Annotated in this window: 21 protein-coding genes; 19 read left to right on the top strand and 2 right to left on the bottom strand. The window is 32.1% G+C overall.

The window, feature by feature from the left end; all coding sequences use genetic code 11:
* Positions 1-17 precede the first annotated feature (17 nt).
* Positions 18-644, top strand: coding sequence for a hypothetical protein (locus ACW5R3_RS11065; RefSeq protein WP_456577077.1), 627 nt, complete (start codon positions 18-20; stop codon positions 642-644).
* Here ACW5R3_RS11065 and ACW5R3_RS11060 read toward each other — a convergent pair.
* On the bottom strand, positions 620-1,318 hold the full coding sequence (locus ACW5R3_RS11060; protein ID WP_456578831.1) for a class I SAM-dependent methyltransferase: 699 nt from the start codon (positions 1,316-1,318) through the stop codon (positions 620-622). The genes ACW5R3_RS11065 and ACW5R3_RS11060 overlap by 25 nt on opposite strands.
* A gap of 77 nt (positions 1,319-1,395) precedes the next feature.
* On the opposite strand from ACW5R3_RS11060, the gene ACW5R3_RS11055 reads away from it, so the two are divergent.
* The 4 genes from ACW5R3_RS11055 to ACW5R3_RS11040 all read left to right on the top strand — a co-directional run bounded on the left by ACW5R3_RS11055 (position 1,396) and on the right by ACW5R3_RS11040 (position 4,283).
* Positions 1,396-1,890: a YkgJ family cysteine cluster protein gene (locus tag ACW5R3_RS11055; protein WP_456577076.1), complete on the top strand. Its 495-nt coding sequence runs from the start codon at positions 1,396-1,398 to the stop codon at positions 1,888-1,890.
* Positions 1,891-1,923: 33 nt separating this feature from the next.
* Positions 1,924-2,748 carry a sterol desaturase family protein gene (locus tag ACW5R3_RS11050; RefSeq protein ID WP_456577075.1) on the top strand — a complete coding sequence of 275 codons (825 nt, stop codon included), beginning with the start codon at positions 1,924-1,926 and terminating at the stop codon, positions 2,746-2,748.
* A 155-nt stretch (positions 2,749-2,903) separates the two neighbouring features.
* Positions 2,904-3,272, top strand: coding sequence for a hypothetical protein (locus ACW5R3_RS11045; RefSeq protein ID WP_456577074.1), 369 nt, complete (start codon positions 2,904-2,906; stop codon positions 3,270-3,272).
* A gap of 219 nt (positions 3,273-3,491) precedes the next feature.
* Positions 3,492-4,283 carry a hypothetical protein gene (locus tag ACW5R3_RS11040; protein WP_456577073.1) on the top strand — a complete coding sequence of 264 codons (792 nt, stop codon included), beginning with the start codon at positions 3,492-3,494 and terminating at the stop codon, positions 4,281-4,283.
* Between the two features lie 14 nt (positions 4,284-4,297).
* Here the strand turns inward: ACW5R3_RS11040 and ACW5R3_RS11035 are convergent, their stop codons facing one another.
* On the bottom strand, positions 4,298-5,557 hold the full coding sequence (locus tag ACW5R3_RS11035) for an exo-beta-N-acetylmuramidase NamZ family protein (protein WP_456577072.1): 1,260 nt from the start codon (positions 5,555-5,557) through the stop codon (positions 4,298-4,300).
* Here ACW5R3_RS11035 and ACW5R3_RS11030 point away from each other — a divergent pair, their 5' ends adjacent.
* From ACW5R3_RS11030 to hpf, 14 genes are all read left to right on the top strand, one after another.
* Positions 5,558-6,793 (top strand): ABC transporter permease, encoded by a 1,236-nt coding sequence (locus ACW5R3_RS11030; RefSeq protein ID WP_456577071.1) that lies wholly within the window; start codon positions 5,558-5,560, stop codon positions 6,791-6,793. It abuts the gene before it with no gap.
* Between the two features lie 254 nt (positions 6,794-7,047).
* Complete coding sequence (locus tag ACW5R3_RS11025) at positions 7,048-8,028, top strand: PLP-dependent cysteine synthase family protein (RefSeq protein ID WP_456577070.1); 981 nt, start codon at positions 7,048-7,050, stop codon at positions 8,026-8,028.
* 178 nt (positions 8,029-8,206) lie between these two features.
* Positions 8,207-9,418, top strand: a complete 1,212-nt coding sequence (locus tag ACW5R3_RS11020; protein WP_456577069.1) for a DUF2851 family protein — start codon at positions 8,207-8,209, stop codon at positions 9,416-9,418.
* Positions 9,419-9,434: 16 nt separating this feature from the next.
* Complete coding sequence (locus ACW5R3_RS11015; RefSeq protein ID WP_456577068.1) at positions 9,435-9,662, top strand: PspC domain-containing protein; 228 nt, start codon at positions 9,435-9,437, stop codon at positions 9,660-9,662.
* A 2-nt stretch (positions 9,663-9,664) separates the two neighbouring features.
* Positions 9,665-10,687, top strand: a complete 1,023-nt coding sequence (locus ACW5R3_RS11010; RefSeq protein ID WP_456577067.1) for a potassium channel family protein — start codon at positions 9,665-9,667, stop codon at positions 10,685-10,687.
* Between the two features lie 95 nt (positions 10,688-10,782).
* On the top strand, positions 10,783-12,852 hold the full coding sequence (locus ACW5R3_RS11005; RefSeq protein ID WP_456577066.1) for an amino acid carrier protein: 2,070 nt from the start codon (positions 10,783-10,785) through the stop codon (positions 12,850-12,852).
* A 9-nt stretch (positions 12,853-12,861) separates the two neighbouring features.
* Positions 12,862-13,740, top strand: a complete 879-nt coding sequence (locus ACW5R3_RS11000; protein WP_456577065.1) for a ComEA family DNA-binding protein — start codon at positions 12,862-12,864, stop codon at positions 13,738-13,740.
* Positions 13,741-13,760: 20 nt separating this feature from the next.
* Positions 13,761-14,930 carry an acyl-CoA dehydrogenase family protein gene (locus tag ACW5R3_RS10995; RefSeq protein ID WP_456577064.1) on the top strand — a complete coding sequence of 390 codons (1,170 nt, stop codon included), beginning with the start codon at positions 13,761-13,763 and terminating at the stop codon, positions 14,928-14,930.
* A gap of 121 nt (positions 14,931-15,051) precedes the next feature.
* Positions 15,052-15,633: a pentapeptide repeat-containing protein gene (locus tag ACW5R3_RS10990; protein ID WP_456577063.1), complete on the top strand. Its 582-nt coding sequence runs from the start codon at positions 15,052-15,054 to the stop codon at positions 15,631-15,633.
* A 224-nt stretch (positions 15,634-15,857) separates the two neighbouring features.
* Positions 15,858-17,240, top strand: a complete 1,383-nt coding sequence (locus ACW5R3_RS10985; RefSeq protein ID WP_456577062.1) for a hypothetical protein — start codon at positions 15,858-15,860, stop codon at positions 17,238-17,240.
* 274 nt (positions 17,241-17,514) lie between these two features.
* Positions 17,515-18,939 (top strand): carboxypeptidase-like regulatory domain-containing protein, encoded by a 1,425-nt coding sequence (locus ACW5R3_RS10980; RefSeq protein WP_456577061.1) that lies wholly within the window; start codon positions 17,515-17,517, stop codon positions 18,937-18,939.
* 152 nt (positions 18,940-19,091) lie between these two features.
* A complete protein-coding gene (gene rpsU, locus ACW5R3_RS10975; protein WP_456577060.1) occupies positions 19,092-19,286 on the top strand; it encodes a 30S ribosomal protein S21 in 195 nt (64 codons plus the stop codon).
* A gap of 137 nt (positions 19,287-19,423) precedes the next feature.
* Positions 19,424-20,317, top strand: coding sequence for a tyrosine-type recombinase/integrase (locus ACW5R3_RS10970; protein WP_456577059.1), 894 nt, complete (start codon positions 19,424-19,426; stop codon positions 20,315-20,317).
* Between the two features lie 38 nt (positions 20,318-20,355).
* Positions 20,356-20,658, top strand: coding sequence for a ribosome hibernation-promoting factor, HPF/YfiA family (hpf, locus tag ACW5R3_RS10965; protein ID WP_456577058.1), 303 nt, complete (start codon positions 20,356-20,358; stop codon positions 20,656-20,658).
* The last annotated feature ends 4 nt before the right edge of the window (positions 20,659-20,662 follow it).

Here is a 20,662-nt window from a genome sequence, read left to right as displayed (position 1 = left end):
ATGTTAAAACACCAGTTATGAGAATAATTTATAGCCTTACTTTGTTATTTTGTTTCCAATTAGGATTTACACAGTATAATACGGATTGGGAAGAAGCGGTGGTGTTTTTAAAGGATGGTAAAAGCATTAAAGGAGAAGGTAGGATTTCTATGCCTACTTCCAGCTCAGTTTCAGGAGGTAATGAGACATTCCGACTTTCAGAAGGGAAAGGAAAACCGACACATACTTTGAAAGCAAAAAACATTGATAGTATTGTGTTTCAGCTGGATTATAGAACAAAAGTTAATGGTAAAAAAGTAGATAGAAAACGCTCCGCTAGGTTTATTGTTTTTCCAAAAAACGAAAAAAAATCTAAATTTGGTTTTGCGGAATTGGTCATTGATGGAGATGTACGATTATTAGAGCGAAGGGTATCCTCGAATAACGGTTCGCAAATACGAGTATTTGATCAACAATTAATTCAAAAAAGAAATGAGGTGCCTTTAAACAGTAGTAATAATCTAATGCTTTCTGGTTTTAAAAAAAATGCCATAGAATATTTTCAAGATTGCCCTGGTTTGGTAAGTAAAATAGAAGATAAAGCTTTTAAAAGTGATGATTTGGAAGCTGTTGTAGCTTATTATAACTCTAATTGTGCTAAGTAATCATAATGTGCGCCATCCATTATTTTAGTACATGTTAAACCAACTGTTTGACAGGCAAGTTTTAAGGTTTCAAAATCTAAATACAACCATTTCATAGGGGGTTCATCTTCGCCTTTATAACTTAAATAATAATCCAATTCACCATAGTAGTTTGCTTGGGTGTCAATCCATAAACCGCCATCCTCATCTTCGTACATGTATTTTATGTCTGATGAATCTATTAATATCTGACCGCCTGGGTTTAACAACGATTTTAAATGCGTTAAGTACTTACTAACTTCCGATAATTCTTGAAAAATACCTGTACCATTCATCAGTAATAAAATGGTATCAAAAGTTTGGGTTTCTTTTAAGATGTCTATGCATTCGGCATTTTCAACACCGCGCCGTAATGCCACTTGAATCGCGCCTTCCGAAATGTCTATGGCTTTTACTGAATGGCCTTTTTTTTGCAAATACAAACTATGACTTCCTGAGCCACATCCAACATCTAAGATATGTCCTTTGGCAAGTTTTAAAGCTTTTTGTTCCAGTTTAGGCATCGCTTTAAATTCGCGAAATAAATAGGGGATGGGCAACTCATCTTCTTCCGAAATATTAGTTGAGGTGATTATATCTTCAGTATAATTTCCTGCTTGATAATCTAATAATGCCTTTCCAAATATATCTTTTATCATAGTATTGTTATATTTCAACTTGAAAATGATTCCAAATAGAATTTGTATTCGTGAAGATTCATTATTTTTGCCTCATGCAAGATATTCTAAAAAACCTTCCTAAGAACGCCAAAGATAAGCATAAGGAAACTAAAGATTTCTTTAAAAAACTAAAAAAGAAACCACCCAAGCAATTGGATTATATTATGCAAGATTTGCACGACGAAGAATTTCAGAAAACCGATTGTCTGGAATGTGCTAATTGTTGTAAAACAACAGGTCCTTTGTTTACAGATAAGGATGTGTCTCGTATAGCCAAGCATTTTAAAATGAAGCCGCAGCCTTTTATTGATCAGTTTTTACGTGTTGATGAGGATAATGATTATGTGTTGCAGTCGTTACCCTGTACTTTTTTAGGGGCAGATAATTATTGTAGTATATATGAAGTAAGGCCAAAAGCGTGTAGTGAGTTTCCGCATACAGATCGTAAAAAATTTCAGCAGATATCTAACCTTACCATGAAAAATGTTGAAATATGCCCAGCAGCTTACAATATTGTTGAAGAAATGAAAAAGCGTATCAAATATTGAAGCTAGGTTTTAGTATATTTAGAAAAAAATACTGTGGAAACTATAATTACTTATTTTGAAACTATTCCAACACTACATAGAAGTATATTACTAGTAGGTGGGATAATGTTTTTTTGGATTTTAGAAGGAGCTTTACCATTGTTTCAGTTTACTTATAAGAAATGGAAGCATGCTTGGCCAAATTTTTTCCTAACCTTAACAACTATTATAATTAATTTTGGATTAGCATTTTTGCTGCTAAAATCTACCGATTGGGTGTATGAAAATAACTTTGGTATTATTAATTGGTTACCAAAAATGCCTTTATGGTTGTATGCCTTACTAGGTGTTTTATTGTTAGACTTTTTTGGTGCTTACTTGGCACATTTTGTAGAGCATAAAATACCGCCATTATGGAAAGTGCATTTGGTGCATCATACAGATCATCATGTAGATACCACAACAGGAAACAGACATCATCCAATAGAATCTGTTATACGTTTTAGTTTTACCATTCTAGGTGTTTTTATTGTAGGTACGCCTATTGCAATCGTGTTTTTATACCAGTCACTGTCTGTGGTTTTTACACAACTCACACATGCCAACATTAAATTACCTAGTAAGTTAGATAAGGCTATTAGCTATGTGCTTGTATCGCCTAATATGCATAAAGTTCATCACCACTATGTTTTACCTTATACGGATTCTAACTACGGGAACATTTTTTCTATTTGGGACCGTATGTTTGGAACTTATATGGAGCTAGACCGAGAAAAAATTGTGTATGGTGTAGATGTTTTTCCTAATGAAGTAACTAATGGACAAATAAGTGAGTTGTTAAAACAACCTTTTCAGAAATATCAAAACACAACCGAATAATGGTATTTACGAGATTCGCTCTTAAAGTTATGAGGTTTCCTGAAAAAATATGTTGAGATTGGAGGGTTTGAAAAGAAAACCATTTATTTTTATTTGTTTTATAAAATAGCTTATATATTTGTGTTCAAGTGTATTAATAATAGCACTTAATTTATATGAAAAACGGCATGCCCTCTTTGCTGCTAATGGCTTTTGGATTATTTTTTAACTTCTCTAGTGGTCAGGCTAAATACATAGCTAAGCTAGAACAAAATAAAAATGTAGAAGCACGTAGTCTAGTACATGAGCTAAACAAAACAAAAGATACACTACTACTTAAAAGTGATTCAAAAATTACAAGAGTTTACTCTTTAAATGATGAGTTTGAGAGAGAAATAGATTTACAAATTGATACGTATAATTATAAGATGCCTCTCAATAAGCTTCCTAAAGGTAAGCATGTTCTAGTAGTGTCTCAATCTCCTAAAAAAATTATTTTTGTAATCTATATTTTGGATAAAACAACCAAAATTGAACATACCTAGTTCAATCCCTTACGAACCAAATTTCCTTGATTTTATTAATTTAGATTTTGGAATTCATCGATAAATACGTCATTAACACACGCTTTATCTGAAAAATATTATGAATTAACGAATATAATTGCCTGTTTTTGATGGTTCCCCAAGTAATAGATACCTTTGTATTGTCAAGCCCCCTGATTGATAGCTAAGAAAACATTTTTAAATTAAAATTTTATTAACATGAGACTTCTACGGATAGTTGTGTTGATGTTTTTATTGGTGAGTTTTAGTCAGTTCTCTTTCGGGCAAAGCAATATCTACTCAACAATTACTAAAAATATTAATGCGAAAGCAGCTAGTTTAAAACATGACCTGAATGCGTCGGGTGATACCTTGTTGTTAAAAAGTATCTACGATTTATCTAAAATTGAGATAATAAACAATAACAAAGTTCAGGTTATTTCTATAACCGAAAACAAAAAAGAAGTGGCCATACCTTTAAATACATTAGAGGTTGGTGATTATACAATATCGGTGCTTTTTATTGAAGGAAAAGATGAGAACTATATTTATAGTAAAACGGTGGTTTTTAAAGTGGCTAGATTACAACCTATATTAGATTCTCTACTTCCAAATTCTCGATTAGCAATTGATACAGATACGGATAATAATACTGTGGTTTTAGATGACCTGCAGGATGATCGTTCCCGAAATACATTAGCAGATTTTAATTCAAAACGTTCAAAAAAGGAAACAAATCCCTTATACAATAATGATGCTATTCTCAGTAAAGTTCACAATAAATCAAGGGAAGCCGATTATTTTTCTAAACCAACGGTTGAAAATGAAAAGCGTTTGATAGCAAGTGAAGCGTCGCAAAAACTTGCTAACTTAGAAGATACTGAGGTTATTTTTGTGCCTTATAGTCTATCTGGTTCTCGTCGTTTTAGTAAAAACAAACGCTATATTGTACAAACACGTGCCGAGTACAGAAAAGCTAATTTAAGACCTAACGGAAAACCGTACGATTAAGTATTGCTTTGTGTTTATTTGTAAATTAAATATGGTGTTCGCATGGCATCATAAGCTTGTAAGTCACGAACCCAAGTTTTCTTAATCTCATAGGCCGTATGTTTGCTTTCAATCTGTTTCTGCAATTTATCTGTTCCAGCTAATTTGATAAAGAAGTTATTAAAAAATTGTGACTGATCCTTAGTTGCTTGGTAAGCATTGATTAAGTAGTTTAAATCTAGTCTATCTAAGAGGGTGATTTGGCTTAAGTCTTTGCCATAGCATAACTTGCCATCGTGTTTAGGGTATTTAGCACCATTGTTTGGTTTAGGTGTAAATTGATAATCATAGTTAAATAATTCTTTGTTTAGAAACGGGCTTCCAAAAATCTGAAATTGCTTTTCTGTACCACGACCGGCACTTACATTAGTACCTTCAAAAAAGCATAAACTCGGATATAGATTTATAGCGATATCATTTGGTAGGTTAGGAGATGGTTTTATAGGTAAACTATATGGTGTTTTATGTGTGTAGTTTTTTACCGGTATAATAGTTAATGTGCATTTTACATTATTATTTAACCAATTTTCTCCGTTTATCATTTTAGCATATTCACCGATTGTCATACCGTGAACTACAGGTACTGGATGCATGCCTACAAAACTTTTATTTGCCATTTCTAATACGGGACCGTCTATATAATGTCCGTTAGGGTTTGGTCTGTCTAAAATTAAAACAGGTATATCTTGTTCTGCACAAGCTTCCATTACATAATGTAAGGATGAAATATAGGTGTAAAATCGTGCGCCTACATCTTGAATGTCAAAAATTACAAGATCTAATCCATCTAATTGTTGACTAGTTGGTTTTTTATTGTTGCCATAAAGTGAAATTATTGGTAATCCTGTTTTTGTGTCAATTCCATCTTTTATAGTTTCGCCAGCATCTGCTGTTCCACGAAACCCGTGTTCAGGAGCAAAAACCTTTTTAAGTTGTACATCTAAAGCGAGTAACGAATCTACAAGATGGGTGTAACTATTGGCGTTTTTAAAAATAACAGAGGTTTGATTGGCAACAATTCCAACACGCTTCCCTTTTAGTATTGGTAAATAAGCCATAGTTTGATTAGCTCCAACTACAATGCTTTCTTTTTTAGGTGACTCAGATGTTTTATTGGTGGTCAAAAGGTTTTGTTTTTTATCAGTTTCTGTTTGTGAAAAGTTTCCACAAGAAATCAATACCATAACAAATAATAAAACTGTATTTTTGAACTTATTTAATAGTAATTGCATCATTTGAATTTCGAATATTTTATAGCAAAACGCATTATTGATAGTAAAGCGTATAAAAGTAGCGTTTCAGCACCAATAATAAAAATTGGAATTGCAGCAATAGCTATAGGAATTATTGTTATGATGATTTCAATAGCTACTGGTATTGGTCTGCAGCAAAAAATTCGCGATAAAGTTGTGGCCTTTAATGGACATTTGCTTATTTCTAAATTTGGCTTGAATAATTCACAAGAGAGTGATACTGCCATGTCTTTAAATCAAACTTTTTATCCTGATTTTAACTCTGTTAGTGGTGTTAGTCATGTGCAAGGTGTAGCAACAAAGTTTGGTGTAATTAGAACAGAATCTGATTTTGAAGCAGTTATTGTTAAAGGTGTTGGAACAGATTATAAATGGGATTATTTTCGGGAATACCTCATAGCAGGTAATATACCTAAATACACGAATAGTTATAGCGAAGATGTATTAATCTCCGAATATATTGCCAATCGACTACATTTAGGAATTGGAGATACAATTCAAACGTATTTTGTAAATAATGACTTTAATAAAGCGCCTCGAATTGTGCCTTATAAAATTGTGGGTATTTATAATTCAGGTTTTCAAGAGTTTGATAAAACCTATGTTATTTCACATATAAAACATTTACAGCGTATTAATAAATGGGGAACTGATAAAGTAGGACATTTTGAGCTTTTTGTAAATGATTACTCTAAATTAGATGCCATTCGGGAACAAGTTTATGAAAATACACCACCAGAATACAACACGATTACCGTTGAGCGTAAATTTGAATCTATTTTTGAATGGATACATATTTTTGTGAAAAATATCTACGGTATCATTGGTATTATGGTTTTGGTAGCAGGATTCAACATGATAACGGCCTTGCTAGTATTAATTCTGGAACGTACACAGATGATCGGGATTTTAAAAGCTTTAGGCAGTAACAATTGGACCATTCGAAAAATATTTCTTTATAACGCATCCTATCTTATTGCTCTAGGATTGTTTTGGGGAAACCTCATAGGAGTAGGAATATTACTTGTTCAAAAATATTTTAAAATTTTCCCGTTAGACCCTAATGTATATTACGTGAGCGAAGCACCTGTGTATTTAAGCATCTCATATATTGCTGTTTTAAATTTAGGTACCTTTGTTATGTGTTTACTCATGTTGCTAATTCCGTCTTACATCATTACTAAAATTTCCCCGGTTAAGGCTATCCGTTTCGATTAATATTATATGGGCGTTTACTACCACGTTCTCACGAGGTAGTACCAGGCTTTCCGCTGTATCTTTTTCTCGTGCCTCAAAAAAGGATGCCGCTGCAATCCTTAACGCAGGTCATATTTATAGTTCAAAGGGATGGCGTTAAAAATCTTTCGTGCTTTCCTTTCAATATCATACCTTTGCACTTCTAAAATTTTAGATTATAGCTAATAAGCTTGTTGGGAAACTTTTATAATACCGACAACCTTAAAAAGATAAATATGAATTACGCAAAAAATATACTTGAAACCATTGGTGATACACCATTGGTGAAATTAAATAAACTAACAGCTGATTTACCATGTTTAGTACTGTCGAAGTACGAAACCTTTAACCCAGGTAATTCCGTAAAGGATAGAATGGCGCTTACCATGATAGAAGATGCTGAGGCAGATGGTCGTTTAAAACCAGGAGGGACTATTATTGAAGGAACATCTGGTAATACAGGAATGGGATTAGCTCTAGCAGCAATAGTAAAAGGGTACAAGTGTATTTTTGTAATGGCTGATAAGCAAAGTAAAGAAAAAGTAGATATGCTTAAAGCTGTTGGTGCAGAAGTGGTAGTTTGCCCTACAGATGTGGAGCCTGAAGATCCAAGAAGTTACTATTCTGTTTCAAAACGCCTAGGGGAGGAAACAACAAATTCATGGTATGTTAATCAATATGATAACCCTAGTAATGCTAAAGCTCATTATCAAAGTACAGGGCCAGAAATTTGGAAGCAAACGGAAGGTAAAATAACTCATTTTGTTGTTGGTGTTGGTACGGGTGGTACTATTTCTGGTGTAGGAAAGTATTTAAAAGAACAAAATCCAGATGTAAAAGTTTGGGGGATTGATACCTACGGAAGTGTTTTTAAGAAATACCATGAAACTGGAATTTTTGATGAAAATGAAATATATCCCTATGTAACTGAAGGGATTGGTGAGGATATTTTGCCAAAAAATGTAGATTTCGATATTATTGATGGGTTTACAAAGGTTACCGATAAGGATGCAGCTGTTTACACTCAGAAATTAGCAAAAGAAGAAGGTATGTTCTTAGGGAACTCAGCAGGAGCAGCCGTTAAAGGATTATTGCAATTAAAAGAACATTTTAATGAGAATGATGTGGTGGTGGTATTATTTCATGATCACGGAAGTCGTTATGTAGGTAAAATGTTTAATAACGAATGGATGGAGAAAATGGGCTATTTAGATTAGTCTATTAAATAATATGTCAACAAAAAGAGACCTTATTTAGGTCTCTTTTTGTGTTTTTATAAGTCTGTTTTATAGCTTATTTTTTATGTAATTATTTTATAATGTGTAAATTAGATGTGTGAGAGAGGCGTTTTTACATTACATATGGCAATTCAAAAAATTTCAGCTATCAGATTTAATGACAACTGATGGAAATCAAGTGCATATTGTTAATACAGGAAGACATAATCAGCTTTCAGGACCCGATTTCTTCGCAGCTCAAGTTAGAATAGGAGATCAGTTATGGGGAGGGAATGTTGAAATTCATATTAAATCGTCTGATTGGTATGTGCATAATCATGAAACGGATGCTGCTTATTTAAATGTCATTCTTCATGTGGTTTGGGAACATGATACCGATGTGTTTCGAAAAAATAATATACCCATTCCAACTTTAGAGCTTAAACCTTATGTTGATACTCAAGTATTAACTAATTACCAACAGTTGTTTTCCAAAAATCAAAATTGGATAAATTGTGAGAAACAGTTTCATGCAATCCCAGATTTTATTCTTAATAATTGGTTGGAACGACTTTATATAGAGCGCTTAGAAGAAAAATCGGTTGTAATATTTAAGCTACTAAAACAATTCAAAAACGACTGGGAAGCGGTATTGTTTATTTTAATTTCTAAAAGTTTCGGATTAAACATTAATGGGGATTCCTTTTTAAGCATGGCACAGTCTTTAGACTTTAAAGTAGTTCGGAAAACACAAAAGGACCCTTTAGATTTGGAAGCTCTTTTTTTTGGACAATTACAGTTGTTAGATGCCGATTCAGAGGAGCCTTATGAGGTTGAATTATTTAAAAAGTATCGTTTCTTGAAAAATAAATTCCAATTGAATAATGATCATATAACCAAACCACAGTTTTTTAAACTTCGCCCTTCAAATTTTCCTACTATTAGGTTATCACAATTAGCATCCATGTATTCTCAAAACCCAAATCTGTTCTCTAAAGTTATTTCAAGTGGTACTCTCAATGAATTTTATAATACATTAAGAGTTGGGTGTTCAAATTATTGGGAAAACCATTATACGTTTCAAACAGCATCTAAAAATTCTAAAAAAATACTGACTAAAAAATTTATAGATTTATTGGTTATTAACTGTATTGTTCCTTTAAAATTTGCCTATTCTAAGAGTCAGGGAGAAACTAATCTTTCGGGAATAATGGAGTTAATGAGTCAGGTTCCCTTAGAGAAAAACACTATTGTTAATCGGTTTACAAATCTAAAGCAAATGGAGAACTCGGCACGTGTGTCTCAAGGAGTAATTCAACTTAAAACACGTTATTGTAATCTTAATAAATGTTTAGATTGCGCTATAGGAAACCACTTAATAAGCAAATAAATTATTAAATTGCAGCATGAGTATTTTTTATCAACCGTTATTGTATTTTCAAAAACGAGGCTTTTACGTTTGTCAACGTATAGCTGATCGTTTGGGAATTCGTGCTAAAGTTGTACGAACATCTTTTATGTACTTGACCTTTGTAACTCTAGGTTTTGGATTTGCACTGTACTTATTCTTTGCCTTTTGGATGCGTATTAAAGATTTATTATTCACTAAGCGCTCGTCTGTTTTCGATTTATAAATATGACTAATTTCGTACTAAACTTATTTCGCTCTAAGATTTTAACGGCCATATTACTATTTGTTTTGGTGCTGATTATTGGAGTTGGAGGTTTTATGAATATGTCTGGCTACCGATTTGTCGATGCACTTTATATGACTGTTATTACCATTACAACTGTTGGTTTTGGTGAGGTTAGACCGCTTGATGATGCCGCTAAAATTTTTACTATTTTTCTTATTCTAACCAGTATCGTAATTGTTGGTTATGTTATAAGTGTTATTACCGAATATATTTTAAGTAAGAATAACTATGAAGATTTAAAAGGGAAGAAAATGCAAAAAAAAATAGACAACCTTTCAGGGCACATTATAATCTGTGGTTATGGTAGAAATGGAAAACAGGCAGCACATAAATTATTATCCTATAAAAAGCCTTTTGTTGTTATAGAACGTGATAAAGAAATTATAGATAAATATCAAAGTGACATGGTGCCTTTTGTGTCAGGTAATGCTAATGAGGATGAAATTCTTATTCAAGCAGGTGTAGAGCGTGCTACAACATTAATATCCGCATTGCCCAATGATGCTGATAATTTATTTGTTGTGTTGTCTGCCAGACAAATTAATCAAGAAATGACTATAATTAGTCGGGCGTCTCAAGAAACATCTTACAATAAACTAAAACTAGCAGGAGCTAATAACGTTATTCTTCCAGATAAAATTGGTGGTGATCATATGGCATCCTTAGTTGTTGTTCCTGATTTAATCGAGTTTATAGATAATTTAGCCATTGGAGGAAAGTCCCATATTAATATTGAAGAAATTGCGGTAAATAAACTTTATAGTTCTTCGGAAGTTAAAACCATTCGCGATTTAGATTTACGTAAAAAAACAGGTTGTAATGTTATTGGCTATAAGGATGAAAAAGGCGAATATATTATTAATCCAGAAGCGGATATTCCTCTAATGCCTTTAGGTAAAATCATTGTTTTAGGGCGTTCAGAGCAAATTTTAAAATTGAATTCTGTATACAATATCAAATAGACCATTCTTGTTTTTAACAAGAGATGTTTTAAAAACTCATTTTTTTTTAGCATCTTGTCCTACTAATTAAAAAAAACTAACTAATAAATAATCTTATGAAGAAAATTCTTCTTTCAATTTTTACTGTAATCCTACCAATAATAGCGTTTGCGCAAGATTTTGAAATAAAGGGCGATGTTTATAACCCTTCAAACTCTATCAACGATGGTGTTATTGATATTACAGTTAAAGGTGGAGTAGAGCCTTTTACATATCGCTGGAGTAACGAAAGTACGCCGTTAACGTCTAAACAGGCAACGGGACTTACAGAAGGAGTGCCATATACGGTTGTTGTATCCGATGCAAATGGCGATAGTAAAACAGCTGTTTTTACAGTAAAATCAGAAGCTATAGCAGAAATGTTTAATGGAACCATGACACCGGCAGTAGGTGCATTAGGTTCCATACTTTTTTGGGATCCATTTGCGGCAATTGGTATTTATGACCCTGTGGTTTATGCCGATTCCAAACAAATTGGTGTGCCAGACTGGACAAGTGAAACAGATAATAAATATACACTTGTTAAATGGTTAAAAGCAGATGGTGCAAAAGTTGTAACTGACGAACCATTAGCTGTCATTAAAGATAAAACAGGTAAAGAAATAACAGTAAACTCTTCAGCGAAGGGTTCTTTAAAGCACTTAACAACGGAAGGTTCTGTGTTTTTTAATTCTGAAAACGCACAAGATGTTATTGAACAAGGTGCACATTTTTTCGCTCAAGTAACTTACGACGACCCTATAGTGTTAACGCACCCTAACGGCGACCCATTAACAAAACCAATTTCTTTTATTGTAATTTGGTTAGTTCTAGGAGCTTTATTCTTTACTATAAGAATGGGCTTTATCAATATTCGCGGTTTTAAGCATGCTATAGATTTAGCAAGAGGTAAATATGATGATCCAACTGCTCCAGGTCAAGTAACACACTTTCAAGCTTTAGCAACGGCCGTTTCAGGAACCGTTGGTCTAGGTAATATTGCAGGTGTTGCTGTAGCTGTTTCCTTAGGTGGAGCAGGTGCTACATTTTGGATGATTGTTTGTGGTTTATTAGGAATGTCTAGTAAATTTGTTGAATGTACTTTAGGTGTTAAATATCGTGATATTTTACCTGACGGGCGTGTATTTGGAGGACCAATGAATTACTTACGTCATGGTCTTGAAAAACGCAACATGAAAAGTCTTGGTAAGGTTCTTGCCGGAATGTTTGCCGTTTTAGCTGTTGGTGCTTCTTTTGGAGGTGGTAACATGTTTCAGGCCAATCAATCTTTTGAGCAATTAGCGGGACAGTTTCCTGTTTTAGAAGGTAACGGATTTTATTTCGGAATTATAACAGCAATCTTAGTAGGTGTTGTAATTATTGGAGGTATTAATAGTATTGCTAAAGTAACTGGACGTGTTGTTCCAGTAATGGCTTCTATATATGTTATAGCTGCATTAGCGGTAATAATTATGAATATTCAAAATATCGGCCCAGCATTTTCAGCTATCTACGAAGGCGCATTTAGTCCTTCGGCTCTTAAAGGAGGTATTGTAGGTGTGCTTGTTGTTGGTTTCCAAAGAGCAGCATTTTCAAATGAAGCAGGTGTCGGTTCAGCGGCTATTGCACATAGTACTGCTAAAACAAATAACCCTCCTTCAGAAGGATTTGTAGCTTTATTAGAGCCATTTATTGATACGGTAGTTGTTTGTACACTAACAGCTTTAGTATTGATTTTTACAGGTATGCATGAAGTTGAAGGTTTAGCTGGAGCACAATTAACTTCTGATGCTTTTGGTAGTCAAATATCTTGGTTCCCATATGTATTAGCATTAGCGGTATTCTTATTCGCATTCTCTACAATGATTTCATGGTCTTATTATGGAATGAGAGCTTGGACATACTTATTTGGTAAGAGTAAAAAAATCGAGTTTATTTATAAAATGCTTTTCTTAGTATTTGTAGTTATTGGAGCATCTGTAAGTTTAGGTGCCGTACTTGATTTTTCAGATATGATGATTCTTGCTATGTCTTTCCCTAATATTATAGGTCTTTATATAATGTCTGGTGAAGTTAAAGGAGATTTAACAGAGTATATCAATAAACTTAAATCTAACAAACTATATAGGAAGTTGGGTGATAAATAACACATCAAGATGCTTTTAAAAAAATCTCATTTCACGTTTACTAAAAAACAGCGAAATGGGATTTTTTTGTTATTATCTATTCTATTTTTAATGCAATTTGCTTTTTATATTTATAATAAAAAGCAAGAGGTAGAGAAGAGTTCTGAAGCTATGCCTGCGGCATTCCAACAACAAATAGATTCTTTAAAACTAGTAGAAATTGAAAATAGGAAACCTAAAATATTTCCTTTTAACCCTAATTATATTAGTGACTATAAAGGATATCGTTTAGGTATGTCTACTGAAGAAATAGATAGACTTCATAAGTTTAGAGCGTCAAATAACTGGGTGAATTCGTCAAAAGAGTTTCAGCAAGTTACTAAAGTATCAGATTCGTTATTAAATAGTATTTCTCCATTTTTTAAATTTCCAGAATGGGTAACAAACCCTAAAAAGGTTTCTAATTATTCTACAAATTATAATAATAAACCTAAAAGTTATTCTGGAAAAATAGATTTAAATCAGGCAACTGCTGCTCAACTTAAACAGGTATACGGAGTGGGAGATAAATTATCTCAACGCATAGTAGCTTACCGTACAAAGTTAGGAGGTCGTTTTATAGCCGATGTACAATTAACGGAGGTATATGGATTATCACCAGAGGTTATTGTACGTATTCAAGAGCAATTTACAGTAAAAACACCTAAGGAGGTTACTCAAGTAGATCTTAACACCGCTACAAAGGAAGACTTGGTGCGTATTCAGTACATAGATTATGAAATAGCTCATAATATTATTGAGGAGCGTACCTTGAGAGATGGCTTTAAAAGCTTAGATGATTTAAAGAAAGTAAAAGACTTCCCTTTAAACAAAATTGATATAATTACGTTATATTTGACACTGAAATAAATATAAAAAAATACAAATTTATGAATACTATGTACTTCACCGAAGAGCATAACTTGTTTAGACAGAGCTTAAAAGATTTTTTACAAAAAGAAGTGGTGCCCCACATTGAGAAATGGGAAAAAGACGGAGCCGTGGAACGTTTTATTTGGAAAAAATTTGGCGATATGGGCTTCTTTGGTGTTAATTATCCTGAAGCTTATGGCGGATTAAATTTGGATTTATTTTACACCATTATATTTCTTGAAGAACTTCAAAAAGTAAATTCTGGAGGTTTTGCAGCTAATATGTGGGCACATGCTTATTTAGCAATGACACATGTAAATGCAGAAGGTAGTGAAGCTATTAAAGAAAAATACTTAACAGCAAGTATTAGTGGCGACATGATAGGTTGTTTATGTGTAACAGAACCTTTTGGCGGTAGTGATGTAGCTAGTATGCGTACAACTGCTGAAAAACAAGGAGATAATTATGTTATAAACGGTTCTAAAACGTTTATTACTAATGGGGTTTACAGTGATTACTTGGTAGTTGCAGCTAAAACAAATCCGGAGTTAGGGAATAAAGGTATTAGTATGTTTATAATGGACCGTGATACACCAGGTATTTCGGCAACAAAATTAGATAAGTTAGGTTGGAGAGCTAGTGATACAGCAGAAATTGCTTTCGATAATGTAACAATCCCAGCTGAAAACTTAATGGGTGAAATTAACAAAGGTTTCCCTTATATCATGCAGCATTTTGCTTTTGAGCGTTTAATTATGGGAGTTAATGCCCATGCTAGAGCTGAATTTGCTTTAGATTATGCTAAACAATATATGAGTGAGCGTTATGCTTTTGGTAAGAGTATTAATAATTTCCAAGCTTTACGTCATGCTTATTCTGATGCTTATGCAAATATGACGGTTTGTAAAGAATTCAATTATACAGTTGCTAACCGTATGAGCCATGGCGAATATGTTGTAAAAGAAGCTACAATATCGAAATTGCAGTCTACAAAAATGGCTGATGAAGTTATTTACCAATGTCTGCAATTTTTAGGTGGTTATGGATATATGGAAGAATATCCTATGGCACGTTTATTACGTGATAGCCGTTTAGGACCAATAGGTGGAGGTACCTCTGAAATTTTACGTGAAATTATTGCAAAAATGACTTTAGACGGAAAAGACTATAAGCCTGCCACTAAATAAATTTACTTATTGTATTAACAGGTAAGCACTTCTTGCTTTTTGGTATATTTTTAAAATACCAAAAAGTAAGAGGTGTTTTATTTACTTGTTGGGTGTAAGCGGAAAGAAACATCAAGATTAAATGAATGAACAGTTTATAGAAGAAAAAACATTTAAAAAAAAGGACTTTTCAGAAAAAGGACTTGAAAAAGGCGAATACGAATTATGTACCTTTTTAAATTGTAATTTCTCGAATTCTGATTTGGCCAAAATTAGATTTATAGACTGCGAATTTTATGACTGTAATTTAAGTTCAGCTCATATTTTACAAACAGGATTTCAAAATGTACTTTTTAAAGATTGTAAAATGTTAGGTTTACAATTCGATAAATGTAACGACTTCGGATTTTTAATAAAAGTTGACAAGTGCCAATTAAATCATTCGTCATTTTTTAAACGGAAACTTTCAAAAATTTCATTTCAAAAAACCAAACTTCAGGAAGTTGATTTTACGGAGTGTGATTTGAGTTCATCCGTTTTTGATGATTGTGACTTACAAAATGCCATATTCAAAAACACAAACTTGCAAAATGCCGATTTTAGAAGTTCTTACAACTTTTCAATTGACCCAGAAAATAACCAAATTAAAGGAGCTAAATTTACTTTAGAAACGGTAGTTGGACTTTTAACAAAATATAATATCAAAATAGAACCCGGCTTTTAGAATATAATCGGGAATAGGGCTAATTTCTGAAAATATAGAAACGGACAATTTTGAACTCTGATATAATAATGCCAGCACATAACAACGGTTATAAAATATAGCTGTTATAGGTTTTTCGAGAGGTTTATGTATATTTACAGCGTATGCCAAATTTATTATTTGGTTCTATTTATAAATAAAACGGCTCTTGCTATAGCCTAAAAGTTAGTGTTTATTTATACGCTATGTTTCATATACAAACACTTTGTGGTGCATTTAAAACAAAAGAAAATATGAATCTATTAAAACGCCTCTTTGGTGCTAGTTCAAAACAATTAGAAACCTTAAAAACATCAGAAGTATTTAAGGTAAGTGGTGTTCCTAATCATACATTTGTTGAACGAATTACTCTTAATAACAGAATTGAAGAATTTTTTACTAGCAAGGATGCTGCATTACTATTCTTAGGATATTCCAAAAGTGGAAAAACAGTATATAGAAAAAAACATCTCGAAAAAAACGGAGTGAATATTGTTACTTTTAGATGTAATAATGAATCGACCATAGACCAATTATATGACCAAATAGCCTCTGAAACATCTCTTGGGCAAATAATAACAACTACTGATACAAAAGGAAGAAAACTAACAGCAACTGATACTGCAACTTTAGGACCTAAAGACATTGTGAGTTTAGAATCAACTATAACTAATGAAACAAGTTATAGCTATCTATACACAGAAGAAAAAACCAAAGTTAAAGTCGATGTGAACTTTCTATGCAATAAATTAAAAAATAATAATGTCTTAATAATTCTTGAAGATTACCATTTAGTTAATCCATCTTTCAACAAAACATTATCGGAGGACCTTAAACATTTTTTAGATGATGAAATATTATTTGTCCTTATTGGAATACCAAGCAGTCCAAATCGTGCTTTAAGAAATAACCCAGACTTATCTGGAAGGTTGGAACATTTGATATTTGATTACCTAACAATAGATGAGATTAAACAAATAATTAAACTAGGCACAGATAAATTAAATGTATTTTTATCAGAAGATGTTGTTAACGAAATTATTAAATCTTCAATGAATAATGCCTTTCTTGTTCAATATATATGTAAGTTACTTTTATTCAACAATAATGTTACTGAAACACAGAAGAAACAAAAAAGAATCGAAAATAAATTGCTTGTTGAAACAGCTTGTAGAAAACTAGCTGATAAACTTGATAGCGACTACAAAGACATATATGGAATAATTAATGCGGGAATCAGAAAGCAACAAGAGAATAAAGCTTTCAATCAATATGAAGAAATATTAAAAGTTCTAAAAAGTTATGAAATTGAAGAACTTGAAAAAGGAGTTCATTATACCGATATATTTAAGTGGTCTTGGCAAAATATTGACCCTTCTATAGTGCAAAAATTCATTGAAAATAAAACTTATGTAGACGAAACTTCATTTAAAAACTCATTTAGAACACAAATTAAAGAAGCTGTAAAAAATATAAACACTAGTTTATCAAAAAATAGTTCAAGACCTGTACTCTATGTGGATGAAGGAAAAATATACTTAACAGACTTAGTTTTTAAATTTTATATCAATTGGAAAAACGATGCATAATACCGTTTACAATTCATTGCTAGTTATAGCTTACTTACGAAAGTTTTCGCGGATTTTCTATCTGTGATTTATTTGCTAACTTTAGTACTGAAACATACAACGAAACTATATACAAACATGTTATGGTTATTCGTTATTTAATTAGTCGCAGAAATATTTATACTTTTTTAACATAATGAATACTGTTGAAACGTTTAGTTCTGTTTTATTAACCCCAAGTTTAGCTTATAAACTTGATACACCCTTAAATTAATTATACTAAATATTTAAAATAATGATTTCAAATATTAAAATTGGCTTTAGTGTTCTCTTTTGTTTGTTATGTGTAAATGTATTTTCACAAACAGAATTATCGAATACTGTTTTAAGTTCTAGTTCTTTCTTGCCTGTAGAAAGTGCAAGTATTTATGTTAAAAACACCACAATTGGTACCGTTACAAATACCGATGGGAAGTTTTTATTAACTGTTCCGGATAGGTATAAAAATGATACTTTAATTGTATCGTCTATTGGGTATAAGAGTTATAAAATTCCTGTAAATGAATTTGATGCTTCGTTTGAGATCTATTTGGATGAAGATGTGGCCTCATTAGATGAAATTGTTTTAATAGCAGAAACGCGTCCAAAAACAGGTAATGAGATTGTTATGCGTGCAATTGAAGAACTTCCTAAAAACTTACCAGATTCGTCATATTTACAAAAAGGATTTATGCGTCATAAAGAACGCAACAAAAAAGAATTTAAGTGGCTAATTGAAAGTGCTATTACGTTATATGATTCGAGTTATGCATCTAGCCCTTCTGAAAACCTTAAAATTAATGTCGACCAGGTTCGAAAAAGTTATGATTTAAGGGATGTGGATAGCTTGTTAGCCTATACAGCTTACTTAAAAAATAAGTCTAAAAATATTAAAATATCCAAACGAAATTTAAGACGAGATACCATTAAAACAAGTTCGTTAGTTAAAGCTATTAAATGGAACGATAATCGTATTAATGGACTTGAAACCTTATTTCAAGGTAAATTAAATATGGTTAGAAATGCCGGTAATCCCAAAGCTTTATTTGGTGAAGATATTATGAGTAAACATCAGTTTAAGCTTGATACAGTATTGGTTGAAAATGATCGAAAAATTTATAAAATTAAAATTTCAGAAAGTTTTGAATATATTAATTTAGAAACCCCTGGTGTTTTCAATGATGGCTATCACCCAAAAGGATGGATTTATATTTATTGGGATACCTATGCTATTAAAAAAATCGAATACCAATTAGTAGCAGCCTCAAAAGCGCAAAGAAATAGAAGTAAAACCCTTTATGATACGTACCTTAATCACCAATTGGTATTGAGTTATATGACCTATAACGATAAAATGTATTTAAATTATGTGTTTTATGAAACACCTAAATTAGTAAACGTAGGCGTTGTTGCTGATGACCCTAAAACACCTATTGACGAATCGGCTGTAAATAGAGATACACGTTTTTATGCTACCGTTCAAGAGATTTTGTTTACCGAAATTATTACGGATGATGTGCTTATTAAAGCAGCATTAAATAAAAAATGGGATGCAGATTTGTTTTCGTCTCATCCTTATGATAAAACGTTCTGGAAAAATTACAATACATTATTAGAAAGTGAGGAAGAAGAGAAAATGATCCAAGATCTAACTAAAAGATACGAATTGTTTAAAGATTAAGTATTGTTTCCTTAAGAAGATTGGCTATGGTAAACGAATAAAAATAGTACTCAAAATTATTATTAATCTTTTTTTATTTTTTTTATTGGTATATCTAAAATTGTTTTTACTTTTGCAGCCTGAAAATTCTAAAAGAGAGGAGGTTAAGGACTATGTTAATAATACCAATTAAAGAAGGTGAAAATATAGATAGAGCATTAAAACGTTACAAGCGTAAGTTTGATAAAACGGGAACAAAACGTGCTTTAAATTCGCGCAAGCAATTCACAAAACCCTCTGTTGAAAATAGAACACTAATTCAAAAAGCGGAATATATTCAACGATTAAGAGATCAAGAGAGTTTATAACTCTATCAGATTATAGTTATAAAAAAATCCTACAGCAGTGTAGGATTTTTTTTGCTCTAACCCTAAATGCCAATTTATCTTTGTAGTTTTACTTGCAGTCTTATTTTATGTTTTAATCAAAAAATCGATATTTACTTATGCCGTTTCAAGCTTTTATAAATTATCTTCTGTTGGAAAAAAACTATTCCAAACTAACAGTAAAGGCTTATGAGAAAGATTTAAGCGATTTTTACGCGTTTCTAGGTAATACTTTTGATACCAATAACTTGTTAACAGTTAATTACCCTGAAATACGTACATGGATAGTAAGTTTGGTTGAAAAGGGTATAAGTAACCGGTCTATTAATAGAAAAGTCTCTGCTTTAAATAGCTACTATAAGTTTCAAATGAAATTAGGAGAAATAACAATTAACCCTTTAGCAAAACACAAGGCTTTAAAAATAAGTAAACGCAGTCAGATACCATTTTCTGAAGCAGAAATTGAAACAGTTTTAGAAGCTTTAGATGCCGATAAAAGTTTTGAAGGTCTTCGGAATAAGCTTATTGTTGAAATGTTTTATTCAACAGGCATTCGGCGAATAGAATTAGTTTCTATAAAATTAGATCAGATTGATGTATCAAATAAAACCTTAAAAGTATTGGGTAAGCGTAATAAAGAGCGTATTATTCCTCTATTAGATTCTGTTTTAGAAAGTTTTCAAACATATTTAAGTAAGCGAAACGAACTTCAAAACAGTTCCAATACTGCATATGTGTTTTTAACCCAAAAAGGCGTTAAAATTTATGAAACACTTGTCTACCGTATAATAAATGATTATTTTAGTTTAGCGTCTAGCAAGGTAAAAAGGAGTCCGCATATTATAAGACATTCATTTGCAACTCATTTACTCAATCAAGGTGCCGATTTAAATGCTGTAAAAGAACTCCTAGGTCATTCAAGTTTAGCTGCAACACAAGTTTATACTCATAATAGTATAGCTGAATTAAAAAAAGTGTACCTAAATACGCACCCCCGAGGTCAAACAAAGTAACAGCATATTACATTTGTTTAATTTAAAATAATAACCGTATGAAAGTAAACACACAATCCGTTAATTTTAACGCTGATCAGAAATTGATAGACTTTATTCAAAAACGCATGGATAAGTTAGATTTGTTTTATGATAAAGTAATTCAATCCGATGTTTATTTAAAAGTTGAAAATACCAGTGATAAAGCAAATAAAATATTTGAAGCCCGTGTAAATGTACCAGGAGATAGCTTTGTAGTAAAGAAACAATGTAAAACTTTTGAGGAAGGAGTGGACACGGCTGTAGCCTCGTTAGAACGCCAATTAAAGAAGCGAAAAGAGAAATTAAGATCACATTTGTAAAAAA

This window comes from Algorimicrobium bowmanii, from assembly GCF_054031195.1.
Note: the sequence above shows the minus strand (reverse complement) of the source record. Positions and strands in the feature narration are given on the sequence as shown.